Raw genomic sequence first — 13,479 nt, 5'->3', positions numbered from 1 at the left:
CGGTCATACCCATCAGGATAGCGCTCCAGGCGGTCGAGATAGGTAAAAGTCGTCGTGTCGTTGGCAGAGATTCACCCATGATGAGTGCGCGCGAAGCATGAGTGTCATCCTTATCCAGAGGATTAGGGAGTCTCCCACCAGGCATACAAGGCAAATACTGCGCCACATGCCAGCCAGCCGAGTACCGCGTAGGGTAGGTTCCAGCGCATCATGTCCCGGGACTTGATGCCGTAGCGAACACATAGCGCGAGGTTACTGCCCGATAAGGGGCTACAGCCGGTCCCTAGCGCCCAACTCATGAGAAACAACATGCCCAGCAAGGTAGGATCCGTCCCCAGAGGTTGTACTAGCGGCGCGATCGTGGCGATGCCGACAAGCGGGTGAATACCCACGAATGCCAATATCACGAGAATACCTTGCGTGATCCAGGCAGCGAAACTCCCGAAATGATCAAGCGGCAGGAACTGTCTGTCCGGTGCACTGGCCAGCAGAGCGGCGAGACCGCTCGAGATGAGCCCGGCAGCGAGAAATAACGCGAATTGGGGCCCTAGGCGCGGCAATCCATCGTTGAGTTGTTTATGCAATCTGCCACGACGCTCGCGCGAGGGGACCAGCAGCGTTGCGAATAGTGGCGATACGATGCTGATGATCAAAGGGATAGATAAGCTCGGCCAAATGAAGTGCATCACGATGACGCTCAGCGCCAGTACGCCAGGTAACACAAGACTGCTTTTGCCGAGGGGGTAGCCGATGAATTCGCCGGGCAGGCGCAGCGCATCGATGGCCACCAGCGCCAGCAGAAACAACGACGCCAAAAGCCCCCATGGGAGCAATGCAAGGAAGTCGATGCCCGGCGCATAGGTCAGGGCGACCCCCATGGCGACGAAGAACGGTGACCAGGCTGCTGCCGCCGGGAAGGCGCGTCCCAGGACGATGGCCTGTTGGCGCGTCAAGCGTCCTTGGCGCTGCATGCGGTCCCCGAACAGAAACAGTACGGAAAGATTGATGACTGCCCCGAAGAGGTGGACGCCTAGCAACGTGCCCCAGAAGCTACCGCGCCGTTCGTGCTGCGTATCGTCATCCTTGAGAGGGCGCGCCATGGAGAGAAAGCTGACGCCGGCGAACATCATCAGCAAGGGCTGGTTGACGCTGAGTCCGTCAACCAGCGAGGTCGGCGTCTCGCGCCATAGAGCGACGCCCCAGATGATCACTCCGGCGAGGCCCAGCCATGTGGCCTGTCGTCGGGAGGTTCGTGGCAGTTGCAAGCTCAGGCGCAACGTCGCGAGCCATCCCAGAATCGCGGCCGGCCATAACGGCAGGTGGAGCAACGAGCACGCGATACTGACAACGAGCATCGCGAGAATGAGGCAGCTCGACGGACGTAGCGGCATTTCTTAGCCTGTCAGTTGTTGTCGGCGCCAGCGCGCATACGCGGCGGCGCTAACGAACAAGACGAGGGCTGCGAGTGTTTCTAGCGTCCCCCATACCAGCCGCCCCGGTAGCTGGGCGATCATCAGCCCCTGCAATATATACAGTAGGCTGACGAATGCGAGCATGACGTGTCCACGCGGGCGTCGAGTGATAATAGGAGGCAAGAAGAGCACCAGCGGCAAGAGGCGGACGGCGATGGGCATCAGGCCGATCTGACCGCTGGCATGCAACTGCCAGCCACCGAGAAGCTGTAAGATAGCCAGGGCCGCCAAGCCGCCCCAGACGCCTCGGCGTGCCTGTGTCGTGACATATGCTAAGCCGTGGCGTGTCGCCAGTTGATCGAGTTGTTGACGCATCATGTCGCCTCATGAAGCGAGCGCATGGCCAGGGCGAGACGCCCTAACCGCTCACCCTGGGCGCGAGCCAGCGTTGTTTCGTCGTCATCCAAGGGGCGATCTGCCTGCGCGCCGGCCAGGTGGCTCGTGCCATAGGGTGTGCCGCCGGATTGCGTCGTCAGCAGGCGTGTTTCGCGATAAGGCACGCCTGCGTAGACCATGCCGTGATGCAGCAGGGGAATCAGCATGGTCAATAGCGTGGCTTCCTGTCCGCCGTGCAGGCTGGCCGTGGAGGTGAACGCGGTGGCGGGTTTGTCGGCAAGGACGCCGTTCATCCAAAGCTCGCTGGTGGTATCCAAAAAGTATTTGAGGGGCGAGGCCATGTTGCCAAACCGTGTGGGGCTGCCTAGCGCCAGACCATAGCAGTGTCGGAGATCTTCTAATGTTGCGTAGACGGCCCCCTCGGCGGGAATTTCCGGGTCGACCGCTTCGCATGTCGTGGAAACGGGGGGAACGGTGCGTAGCCGTGCCGCGATGCCGGAAATACTTTCCACGCCGGCGGCGAGCTGCTCCGCCATCTCTCGCGTGGCACCGTTCCGTGAATAGAACAGTACGAGTACATAAGGTGTTTCAGAAGCGGGGCGAGTCATGGGAGGCCTCGTGTCGTGGGACATCGATCATTCGATCAAGTCGAGAAGAGCTTCCGGGGGACGACCGATGCGGGCACGTGTGCCATCGTCGAGTATCGGGCGTTGCATGAGCCGAGGATTGTCGGCAATGGCCTGCAAGCGTTCCTCGTCACTAGGATCCTGGAGCGCTAAGGCTTTCCATTGGGCTTCGCTGGTGCGAACCAAGGCCGGCACGCCGTCATCGAGTCGCTGTGCGAGGCTACGGAGTTGCATGATGTCGAGTGGATCATCGAGATAGCGATGCACGCGGACAACGACGTGGCGGGCCTCGAGCAGGGCCAAGGCCTCACGCGACTTGGAGCAGCGTGGGTTGTGGTAAAGTGTAAAAGTCGTCATGCCTTAACTCCGGCAGCTGGGGTCGACGAATCAAATAATTAGCCAAGCATTGTAGAGTGCCACATGCGACGCCCACAACTCCTCGACCGCCGCTGGCCCGCGCTCATCCTGCGTAGCCTGCGTGAACTGATACAGCGTTTCGACTCTCACGACGGGCTCAAGACTGCCTCGGCGTTGACCTATACCACCTTGTTTGCCGTGGTTCCTTTCATGACCGTCGTCTATGCGATGTTGTCGGCCATCCCCAGTTTTCAGGGAATCAGCGAACAGCTCCAGGGCTTGATCTTCAGCCAGTTCGTGCCCGCCACGGGATCGGCGTTGGTCGAGCACCTGCGTGACTTCTCTCGCCAGGCGCGTAGCCTGACGTTGATCGGGCTGATTTTTCTGCTGGTGACGGCCGTCATGATGATGGTCACCGTCGAAAGGGCATTCAACACGATCTGGCATGTGTCGCGCAGTCGGCGGGGAGTGTCCAGTTTTCTGCTGTATTGGGCGGTGCTGACGCTTGGCCCGCTGTTGGTCGGTTCGGGATTTCTGTTGTCTTCCTACCTGGCGTCATTGACCCTGGTACGCGGCGCCGCTGATGTGCTGGGCGGCCCGGCGACCTTCCTTCGTCTGTTGCCGCTGACACTGAGTTTCACGGCATTCGTCTTCATTTACATGGCAGTTCCCAATTGCCGCGTTCGGTTTCGGCATGCCGTGGCTGGGGCAGGGGTGGCGGCATTGGCGCTGGAGCTTGCCAAGGGGGCCTTTTCGCTTTATGTCACCTATTTCCCATCTTACCAAGTGATCTACGGCACTTTTGCTGCCGTTCCCTTGTTCTTGATATGGGTGTTCCTGTCTTGGTCGATCGTGTTGGTAGGGGCCGAGCTGGCCGCTTGGCTGAACGAGCGGCGGCGTGTCGAATGGCGCTATTGGCCGCCGTTCTGGCAAGCCTTGGGCGTAGTGTCTCGACTTCACGAAGCGCATCAGCATGGGCGATCGCTTGCCGATCGAGAATTGGCGATGTGCCTGGGGCTGCGGTACACGGAAGTGATGACGCCGCTGGAAAAGCTGGGGGTTGCTGCTCAGTTGGACAATGATCGCTGGATGCTGGGGCGCGACTTGGGCGTGTTGACGCTCTGGGAGTTTCAGCGCGCCATGCCGTGGCCGGTGCCACTCGGCGAAAATGCGCCGACGAGTGAAATGACGCTCGTGCATGCTGCACTCCAAGAAGCCGAAGATCACTGCCAGCAGGTGTTGACCCAGCCCATGGAACGCCTACTGCACACGCCTCGGGAATGATACGGTTTTCCTGAGGCATGCTTTATACCGTTATCTATCTTTGATAAGCCAAATCTAAAAATTCATAACCGTCGATAGACCCAAGCACTTTGCCCGTTATGGAGTTTGACGTTTACACGCCGATAACGCTCCCCTAAATGTTCGTATCGGTCCAAACGTTTGAGCTCATCGCTTGTGACCGAAAGGGTATATCCATCGACCTGCTCGTTAGGCGCCGGTGAAATATCCAGCTCATCTCGGGTATAGCCTTGGAGCGTGGCGGGTGTTGCGGTGCCGGCACGTCCCATGACCAACCAGCGGATCGGAGCATAACGCAGGGTGCCATAGACGAACACTCTGTGATGCTCGAGACGACGATCCATGATTGGCGGATTGTCTGGTGCTTCATAGCCATAGGGACTCTGGAAGGTGTACCAGAGATAGCCGAACCCGAGGACGATAGCGATCACGGCGAGAAGCCCGATTCTATAGACCCAGCGCATTGGCATCTCCCAAGTTCTTGAAGCGCGAGGCTACGGACGAGTGAGGTAGGGCATCTGCGTTTATGCTTGCCGCCAAGGGCGGGGAGTGTGGCATTATCTCGTTAGCTTGGGAACCGTCGAGGCTTCTCGAGATCGTAGGCCATAGGAGAGCAAGCCAATGAGCCAGCACATGCGAGACGATCTATTTCGGCAGGCGTTAGGGGAAGACGTTCAGCCCTTGACTAAAGGCCGCGACAAGGCGGACGTTGAACATTCTCCCTCCGCTCCTTCAGAGGCTCAATTGGCTCGCCGCGCTCAGGCTGAGGCCGATGACAAAGAGAGCAATTTCTTATCCGATGAATTCGTCGACCTGATAGGGCCGGCCGATCCCATGGAGTACCGCCGGGACGGCATTCAGATAGGCGTGCTCGAGCGTTTACGTCATGGCGGTTATGCTCCGGAAGCGTCTTTACACTTGCAAAAGAAGCCGCTTGAGGTGTGCCGCCGCGAACTGTTTCGATTCATACGAGACGCGCAAGAGCATGATCTGCGCTGTGTCTTGGTCGTTCATGGCCGCAGCAAAGAAGCCGAAGGACAGGCGAATATCGTACGCTCGTACATCGGTAAATGGCTGGCGCAATTCGACGACGTGCAGGCTTATGTCTCGGCGCATAAAAGCCACGGCGGTTTGGGTGCCACCTATGCCATGTTGCGGAAGTCGGAGCGTGCCCGCGCCAGAAATCGCGAACGCCAGCAGAAACGGCGGGGGTAGTTCCCTATCTTGAATGATAAAGCGGGGGAGAAGGCCGACGTCGTTCTCATGTGAATCGCACGTCGGCCAGTACCTGCTCAGTGTCAGGCGCTTTCGCGCATACGCCGTCTGAACAAGGGTTCCGGCGTGTCGGTGCCGGGCTGATAGCTGAGGCTGAACGTGTCCAGAGCGTTGAGCGCATCTTCGACGACTTGATCCTCGCGTAGCAGGAAGGCATCGAAGCCGCAGCGCGACATGTAATACAACTGATCGATCAAGACATCCCCAACCGCGCGAATCTGACCCTGGTACCCATGGCGCTCCCGCAGCTGGCGCGCGATGCTGTAGCCACGGCCATCGGTGAACTTGGGAAAATCGATCGCGATCAGCGGCGCATCGAGTAGTTGCTCGGCGAGCTCGGGGGTGAGCTCGGTATCGCTGGCCAGCAGTGGTGCGACGTCATCGCCGGGCGCTTCTTGCCACTCCACCAGCGGGAGGATGACACGCCCGTTCTCGGGGCGTGATGCATCTTCTTCGCAAAGTACCCATTCATCGTCCTGGATGCGGCGATCGGCAATCAGGGTGCGTGACTGATCAGGCATAGACATGCTCCTTGAAGGGCTTCAAGCCGATGCGGCGATACGTATCGAGGAAGGTTTCGTCGGCCGTGCGCTCCCCGACGTAGACCTTCAGCAGCTTATCGATCACGTCGGTCACATCTTCACGATAGAAGGAGGGGCCGAGAATCTTGCCCAGCGACGATTCGTTGCCCTGACTGCCGCCCAGCGAGATCTGATAGTACTCCTCGCCTTTCTTGTCGACGCCGAGAATGCCGATATGCCCCACGTGGTGGTGTCCGCAAGCATTCATGCAGCCGGAGATGTTGAGCTCCAGCGGCCCCAGATCATACAGAAAGTCGAGGTTTTCGAAGCGTTCCTGAATTTCCTGGGCGACCGGGATCGACTTGGCATTGGCCAGTGAGCAGTAATCGCCACCGGGGCAGCAGATCAGGTCGGCCAGCGTGCCCACGGTGGGGTTGGCCATGCCCAGCGTCTCGAGTCGTTGCCAGAGGTCTTCCATGCGATCCACCGGCACATCGGTCAGCACCAGATTTTGCTCGTGCGTGACACGCAGCTCGCCATAACTGAATTCGTCAGCCAGGTCCGCGACAGCGGCCATGTCTTCGGAGGTCACGTCGCCGGGCGAGTGATCATGACGCTTGAGTGATAGCGTCACGGCTTTGTAACCGGGAACCTTGTGATCGGTGACGTTGTTGGTCACGAAGCGGGCGAAGGAACGATTCTCTCCACGTAGGCGATCGTAGGCCTGGATGGCGTCCTCGGCGACAGCGCGACGGGGCGGTTCGACGAAGTGGTCGGTCACGGCGGAGACAGCCTCTTCGGTCAGCGTCTGAGGGCCATCCTTGAGATGGGCCCATTCCGCTTCGGCACGGCGCCTAAACTCGTCGATACCCAGCGCCTTGACCAAGATCTTGATGCGCGCCTTGAACTTGTTGTCGCGCCGACCGTATTGGTTGTAAACGCGCAGGATCGCTTCGAGATACGTCAGCAGATGTTGCCACGGCAGGTCTTCACACATCACGGCGCCGATCATCGGCGTACGCCCCAGACCGCCACCGGCGAGTACCTTGACGCGCACGTCGCCGTCCTCGTTACGCCAGAAGCGTAGACCCACATCATGCACCTGGATGGCCGCACGGTCTTCCTCGGCACCGGTCACGGCGATCTTGAACTTGCGCGGCAGGTAGGCGAACTCGGGGTGGAAGGTCGACCACTGACGAATGAGTTCGCACCAGGGGCGAGGATCGACATCCTCGTCGCCGGCGATGCCGGAGAACTGATCGGTGGTGGTATTACGGATGTCGTTGCCACTGGTCTGGATGGCATGCATTTGCACGCTTGCCAGGTCGGCCAAGATGTCCGGTACGTCCTCTAGCTTCGGCCAGTTCAGCTGCAGGTTGGTGCGCGTAGTGAAATGGCCATAGCCGCGATCGTAGCGTGCGGCGATCTCGCCCAGCTTGCGTAGCTGATAGGAGGCCAGCATGCCGTAGGGAATAGCAATACGCAGCATCGGCGCATAGCGCTGGACATAAAGGCCATTCTGCACGCGCAGCGGTAGAAATTCCTCGTCGCTGATCTTACCTTCGAGATAGCGGCGCATCTGGTCGCGGAACTGGGCGACGCGCTCGTCTACGAGCGTTTGGTCGTACGTGTCGTACCGATACATACAGGCGGTGTCCTGCTAGTCACATGGATTGCCGTAGCAGGGCACCTTACCCTGCCTTCTATATTCTTTGAAAGAATAAATAATAATAGCTTATTGCGTTTATGTTATTAAAAAAGAGTATTCGATGGCGTGTCTCATTCAGGGTCATAAGACAGCACCGGCGACAACCAGCGCTCGAGCTCTTTCAGTGGCATTTGCTTGCGTACTGCCAGCGATTCGACCTGGTCTCGGCCAATCTTACCCGTAGAGAAGTATTTCGAACTCGGATGCGAGAGGTACCAACCGGAAACCGCCGCCGAGGGCCACATGGCGTAACTGTCGGTCAGCTCGATACCCGTCTTGGCCGTGGCATCCAACAGCCGGAAGAGCGTGGCCTTCTCGGTATGGTCGGGGCAGGCAGGGTAGCCGGGGGCAGGACGAATGCCTTGGTATTTCTCGGCGATCAGCGCCTCGTTGTCCAGGGTTTCATTGGGCACATAACCCCAGAATTCCTTGCGCACGCGCTCGTGCATGCGTTCGGCGAAGGCTTCCGCGAGGCGATCGGCCAAGGCCTTGACCATGATGGCGTTGTAATCGTCACCGGCCGCTTCATATTGCTTCGCCAGCTCGTCCGCGCCATGCCCGGTGGTCACCGCGAAGCCGCCTATCCAGTCCTGCTTGCCACTTGGCTCGCCGTTTTCCAAATCACGCGGTGCGATGAAGTCGGCGAGGCTCTGGCAGACGCCATCGCGATTCTTGGTAGTCTGCTGGCGAATATGATGAAGACGCTCGGCTACTTCACTGCGCGAGCTGTCAGCATAGACCTCGAGGCTGTCGTCGTCGACGCTATTGGCCGGCCACATGCCGATCACGCCACGCGCCGTTATATGGCGCTCATCGATCAGCTTACGAAGCATCGCCTGGGCATCGGCAAATAGGCTGCGAGCCGCTTCGCCAACCACCTTGTCCTCGAGGATCTTAGGATACTTGCCAGACAACTGCCAGCTCATGAAAAAGGGCGTCCAGTCGATGCGCTCGACCAACTCTTCCAACGGATAATCGTCGAATACCTTGAGCCCACTGAAGGTCGGTTCGGGCGGCGTGTAATCGGCCCAATCGAGAGCGGGACGGCGTTCGCGCGCCTCACTGTAAGCGAGATCGGCGGCCTTGGGGCGACGCTTGGCATTGCGCTCGCGGACCTTGTCGTATTCCGCGCGGATCTCCTCGACATAATTCGGCTTGAGGGTCGGCGAGAGCAAACGGCTGGCGACGCCAACGGCGCGCGAGGCATCGCTGACGTAGATGATCGGCTGCTCGTACTGTGGTGCGATCTTGACCGCGGTATGGGCCTTGGAGGTCGTCGCGCCGCCGATCAGTAGCGGAATCGTGAAGTCCTGACGCTGCATTTCCTTGGCTACATGGACCATCTCATCCAGCGACGGCGTGATCAGCCCAGATAGACCGATGATGTCGGCGTTATGCTCGCGCGCGGCGGCGAAGATCTTCTCCGCCGGAACCATCACGCCCAGGTCGATCACCTCGTAGTTGTTACACTGCAGTACTACGCCGACGATGTTCTTGCCGATGTCATGTACGTCGCCCTTGACCGTGGCCATGACAATCTTGCCCTTGGCCTGGGTGCCCGCGCTCTTCTCGGCTTCGATGTAGGGGATGAGATAGGCGACCGCCTGTTTCATGACCCGCGCTGATTTGACCACCTGGGGCAGGAACATCTTGCCATCGCCGAACAGATCGCCGACCACGTTCATGCCATCCATCAGTGGGCCTTCGATGACCTCGATGGGGCGCTGGGCGCGCTGTCGCGCCAGTTCGGTGTCGTCTTCGATGTACGCAGTGATGCCCTTGATCAAGGCATGTTCGATGCGCTTCTCGACTTCCCAGCTACGCCATTCCAGGTCTTCCTTCTTCTCGCCGCCACTGCCGTCGCCTTTGTATTTATCGGCGATATCGAGCAGGCGTTCCGTGCCGTCGTCGCGACGGTTAAGCACTACGTCTTCGACCGCATCGCGCAGTTCGGCGGGCAGATCGTCGTAGACCGCCAGTTGGCCGGCGTTGACGATCCCCATGGTCAGCCCAGCCTTGATGGCGTGATAGAGGAAGACCGAGTGGATCGCCTCGCGCACCGCGTTGTTGCCTCGGAAGGAGAACGACACATTGGACACGCCGCCCGAGAGCATGGCATGCGGCAAGTGCTCGCGAATCCACTTCGATGCCTCGATGAAATCGACGGCGTAGTTGTTGTGCTCTTCGATGCCTGTGGCGATGGCGAAGATGTTGGGGTCGAAGATGATGTCCTCGGCGGGGAAGCCGATATCGTCGACCAGCAGGCGATAGGCGCGTTCGCAGATTTCCGTTTTGCGCTGGAAGGTGTCCGCCTGGCCGTCCTCGTCGAAGGCCATGACCACGATGGCGGCGCCATACCGGCGGCACGCCGTGGCCTGTTGGCGAAATGCATCTTCGCCTTCCTTGAGCGAGATTGAGTTGACCACCGCCTTGCCCTGGACGCACTTGAGGCCTGCCTCGATGATCTCCCACTTGGAGGAATCGAGCATGATCGGCACGCGCGAGATATCCGGCTCCGAGGCGATCAGATTCAGGAAGCGCACCATGGCCTCCTGAGACTCGAGCATGCCTTCATCCATGTTGATGTCGATGACCTGGGCGCCATTTTCGACTTGCTCGAGCGCCACTTCGAGAGCGGTAGTGTAGTCCTCTTCCTTGATCAGGCGCTTGAAGCGCGCCGACCCGGTCACGTTGGTACGCTCGCCGACGTTGACGAACAGGGAGTCCGCTTCGATGTTGAAGGGCTCCAGCCCCGAGAGCCGGCACGCCTTGGGACGCTCGACGACCTGGCGCGGCGCCAGCTCGCCAACGGCATCGCGAATGGCGGCAATGTGCTCCGGCGCGGTACCGCAACAGCCACCGATGATGTTGACCATGCCGCTCTCAGCGAATTCGCGCACGATCGACGCCATTTCCTCGGCGGTCTGGTCGTATTCGCCGAATTCGTTGGGTAGCCCCGCGTTGGGATGCGCTGAGACGAAGGTATCGGCCTTGTGGGAGAGTTCTTCGAGATAAGGGCGCAACTCCGCCGCGCCGAGGGCGCAGTTGAGCCCGACGGAAAGCGGCTGAGCGTGACGGATCGAGTTCCAGAACGCCTCGGTGGTCTGTCCGGACAGCGTGCGTCCGGAGGCGTCGGTAATGGTGCCCGAGATCATCACCGGCCAACGCGCGCCACGCGCCTCGAACAGCCTCTCGAGCGCATAGATGGCTGCCTTGGCATTGAGCGTGTCGAATATGGTCTCGATCATGAATAGATCGACACCGCCGTCTATCAGGGCGTCGGCCGCCTCGTAGTAGTTGTCGAACAACTGATCGAAAGTGACATTGCGCTTGGCGGGGTCGTTAACATCCGGCGAGAGGGACGCCGTGCGCGAAGTTGGCCCCAGTACACCGGCCACATAGCGGGGCACGCCGGTTTCCGAACTCACCGCCTCGCAGACGTCTTTGGCCAGGCGTGCGGCTTCGCGATTGAGCTCGGGGACCAGTGACTGCATGCCGTAATCGGATTGCGACAGCTGGGTGCTGTTGAAGGTATTGGTCTCGACGATATCCGCGCCGGCTTCGAGATAGGCACGGTGGATGTCACGCACCACATCAGGACACGTCAGCACCAGCAAGTCATTGTTGCCTTTGAGATCGCTCGGCCAATCGGCGAAGCGTTGTCCCCGAAAGTCGTCTTCATCCAGCTCATAGCCCTGCAACATGGTGCCCATGCCACCATCGAGGATCATGATGCGCCGTGCCAGCTGTTCGTGAAGCGACGAGAACGAAGCGGCGAGTGTTAATGACGAAGCAGTGGCGGCAGGCATGTCGGCGTATTTCTCCAGCGGGATCCGAGCGATAGGGTGAACGTCAGCGAGACCGGCACGAGGCTGATGTCACGCAGGCGATATACGAGGCGGGGATGGTACCAGAAGCTCCGCAATGTGGGCAGTCGCCAAGACCCAGCAAAATACTCGGGATTGTGTCGAGCGACGCTTTTTCATACCATGAAGGCAACATCTCAGGTAGAGAGTAACGTGTTATGAGCCAGCCCATCCAAATTACCGACAACGCTCAGGAATATCTTGCTGAGCTGTTGGCCAAGCAAAACGTCGAAGGCATCGCGGTGCGCATCTTCATCACCCAGCCGGGGACGCCATATGCCGAAACTTGCCTGGCTTATTGCCGCCCGGGCGAGGAAGAGCCCAGCGACGAGCGTCTCGATCTGGACAAGATCACGGTCTACCTCGAGAAGAACAGTATCGCGTTTCTCGAAGAGGCGGTGGTCGACTTCAATGCGGATCGCATGGGTGGCCAGCTGACCATCAAGGCGCCCAACGCCAAGATGCCGAAAGTCAATGCCGACAGTCCGCTCGAGGATCGTGTCAATTACGTGCTTTACAGCGAAATCAATCCCGGCCTGGCGGCTCATGGGGGTGAAATTCGCCTGATGCAGTTGACCGAGGAAAATATCGCGGTGCTGCAGTTCGGTGGTGGTTGCCAAGGTTGCGCCGCGGTCGATATAACCCTCAAGGATGGGGTCGAAAAGACGCTGGTCGAACGTGTTCCCGAACTGGTCGGTATCCGTGACGTCACCGACCATACCGACGATACCAACGCTTATTACCGCTGAACGACGCTAGACACGACCACTCCCAAGTCGTGACAGTCCGAAGCCAGCATCGAAAGCCCGCCATGTGCGGGCTTTCGTCATTTCGAGGTCTGGTGGCCGGGAAGTGTCCGTATTTCGAATTAGACGACGAAGGGGGGTAGTGGCAGGCGTGCCAGCTTTTCGCGCAGCTCGCGATTGACGGCGTGCTGTTGCTCGAGTTCACGCTCTGCGCGCCGGCTGTCGCTTTGCGTTTGCTGTAGTTGCCCTTGGCTTTCCCGTAATTTGCTTTCCAATGACTGCCGCTGCGAGGTTTCGCTGCGTGCCTTTTCTTCCAGTGTCGTGTATTGGCGGCGCTGCTCGGCGAGCTCGGCTTGTACACGCTCGAGCTTCTGTTCCAGTGATGCAGTGCGTTTTTGGGCCTGCTTTTCGATATTCTGGCGCTCCTGACGCGCGTCATCGAGAAGTCCCATCAAGCGTGCTTCCGCCGCTTCGTGGCGCTGTTCCTCTTGTTTCAGCTGCGTCTGATGCTCACGTGAGAGCTCTGCCATGGCTTCACGGTTCTCACTGCGAGCAGTTTCTAGTTGGCGCTGATGTTTCTGGCATTCCTCGTCGAGTTGCTGCACGCGTCGTGCCTGCTGGGTTTCCTGCTGATGGGCCGCTTGCAGTTCGCTTTGCGCGTTGGCCAGTTGCATTGTCTTTTCTTCCAGCCGCGCTTGTGCCTGCTCGAAATGCGTATTCAATGCTGCCAGGCGCTCCTCGGCGTCAGCTGCCTTACGGTCGGCGGCTTTGGCCCCGGCTTGCGCCTCTTCGACACGCTGATCGGCCTCCTGACGATAATGCGCTAGGGATTCAGCCGCCAGCGCCTGGGCTTTTTCCCAGAGATCCGTCATCCATGCCTGTAGCGCCTCCGGCGGTGTCTCGCTCGACGTGACATCCCGGTTCCGCTCCCGCCGTAAACGCCACTCCCGTAGATGATCGCTGATCGTCGTGAAGCTCCCCGTGCCCAGAATGTCGCGGATCTTCTGGACGGTAGGGGCGTCGTTTTGACGTAGCAGCGTATCGATCGCGTGCTGCACGTCCTCGTATTGAATGCCGTTGCGGGCCATGTCGAGTCCTCTGTACCGGGCGCCACAAAGGGCGTTGGATTACTCCTCACAGCATACCCCGTTACCTGGAATTGGCCAATATTACATTAAACGTAATACGTAAAATACATTATGAAACTGCCTATAAATTCAAGATTACGCGCATTATCTTGAATTTTTGAACGTAACGACGGACACTGCTC

12 protein-coding genes are annotated in these 13,479 nt (G+C 59.2%); 3 read left to right on the top strand and 9 right to left on the bottom strand.

Going from position 1 to position 13,479, the window contains the following annotated elements; genetic code table 11:
- Positions 1 to 122 precede the first annotated feature (122 nt).
- The 4 genes from L1075_RS10540 to arsC are packed head-to-tail and all read right to left on the bottom strand — an operon-like array spanning position 123 to position 2,791.
- Entirely contained in the window at positions 123 to 1,391 is a 1,269-nt protein-coding gene (locus L1075_RS10540) for a hypothetical protein (protein WP_040241187.1), read from the bottom strand.
- 3 nt (positions 1,392 to 1,394) lie between these two features.
- Positions 1,395 to 1,790 (bottom strand): DUF2069 domain-containing protein, encoded by a 396-nt coding sequence (locus tag L1075_RS10535; protein ID WP_246941767.1) that lies wholly within the window; start codon positions 1,788 to 1,790, stop codon positions 1,395 to 1,397.
- Positions 1,787 to 2,416 (bottom strand): NAD(P)H:quinone oxidoreductase, encoded by a 630-nt coding sequence (gene wrbA, locus L1075_RS10530; protein WP_040241185.1) that lies wholly within the window; start codon positions 2,414 to 2,416, stop codon positions 1,787 to 1,789. Before wrbA ends, L1075_RS10535 begins: the two co-directional genes overlap by 4 nt.
- Positions 2,417 to 2,443: 27 nt before the next feature.
- Entirely contained in the window at positions 2,444 to 2,791 is a 348-nt protein-coding gene (arsC, locus tag L1075_RS10525) for an arsenate reductase (glutaredoxin) (RefSeq protein WP_040241183.1), read from the bottom strand.
- Between the two features lie 63 nt (positions 2,792 to 2,854).
- On the opposite strand from arsC, the gene L1075_RS10520 reads away from it, so the two are divergent.
- Positions 2,855 to 4,075, top strand: a complete 1,221-nt coding sequence (locus L1075_RS10520; protein WP_246941764.1) for a YihY family inner membrane protein — start codon at positions 2,855 to 2,857, stop codon at positions 4,073 to 4,075.
- A gap of 62 nt (positions 4,076 to 4,137) precedes the next feature.
- On the opposite strand, the gene L1075_RS10515 is transcribed toward L1075_RS10520, so the two are convergent.
- Entirely contained in the window at positions 4,138 to 4,557 is a 420-nt protein-coding gene (locus L1075_RS10515; RefSeq protein WP_246941762.1) for a gamma-glutamylcyclotransferase family protein, read from the bottom strand.
- Positions 4,558 to 4,714: 157 nt separating this feature from the next.
- On the opposite strand from L1075_RS10515, the gene smrA reads away from it, so the two are divergent.
- The gene (gene smrA / locus L1075_RS10510; RefSeq protein ID WP_040241177.1) at positions 4,715 to 5,308 is read left to right on the top strand and encodes a DNA endonuclease SmrA; all 594 of its coding nucleotides are present in this window, start codon (positions 4,715 to 4,717) and stop codon (positions 5,306 to 5,308) included.
- Positions 5,309 to 5,391: 83 nt separating this feature from the next.
- Here smrA and L1075_RS10505 read toward each other — a convergent pair whose 3' ends face one another.
- From L1075_RS10505 to metH, 3 genes are all read right to left on the bottom strand, one after another.
- The gene (locus L1075_RS10505; RefSeq protein ID WP_040241175.1) at positions 5,392 to 5,889 is read right to left on the bottom strand and encodes a DUF934 domain-containing protein; all 498 of its coding nucleotides are present in this window, start codon (positions 5,887 to 5,889) and stop codon (positions 5,392 to 5,394) included.
- Positions 5,882 to 7,534, bottom strand: a complete 1,653-nt coding sequence (locus L1075_RS10500; protein ID WP_246941760.1) for a nitrite/sulfite reductase — start codon at positions 7,532 to 7,534, stop codon at positions 5,882 to 5,884. Before L1075_RS10500 ends, L1075_RS10505 begins: the two co-directional genes overlap by 8 nt.
- Positions 7,535 to 7,668: 134 nt before the next feature.
- Entirely contained in the window at positions 7,669 to 11,406 is a 3,738-nt protein-coding gene (gene metH, locus L1075_RS10495; RefSeq protein WP_246941757.1) for a methionine synthase, read from the bottom strand.
- A 215-nt stretch (positions 11,407 to 11,621) separates the two neighbouring features.
- On the opposite strand from metH, the gene nfuA reads away from it, so the two are divergent.
- Positions 11,622 to 12,212 (top strand): Fe-S biogenesis protein NfuA, encoded by a 591-nt coding sequence (gene nfuA, locus L1075_RS10490; RefSeq protein ID WP_040241169.1) that lies wholly within the window; start codon positions 11,622 to 11,624, stop codon positions 12,210 to 12,212.
- Between the two features lie 119 nt (positions 12,213 to 12,331).
- Here the strand turns inward: nfuA and L1075_RS10485 are convergent, their stop codons facing one another.
- Positions 12,332 to 13,297, bottom strand: a complete 966-nt coding sequence (locus L1075_RS10485; protein ID WP_246941754.1) for a DNA-binding protein — start codon at positions 13,295 to 13,297, stop codon at positions 12,332 to 12,334.
- Between the last annotated feature and the right edge of the window lie 182 nt (positions 13,298 to 13,479).

Origin of the sequence: Chromohalobacter beijerinckii (genome assembly GCF_023061185.1) — a bacterium.
GTDB lineage: Bacteria > Pseudomonadota > Gammaproteobacteria > Pseudomonadales > Halomonadaceae > Chromohalobacter > Chromohalobacter beijerinckii.
Note: the sequence above shows the minus strand (reverse complement) of the source record. Positions and strands in the feature narration are given on the sequence as shown.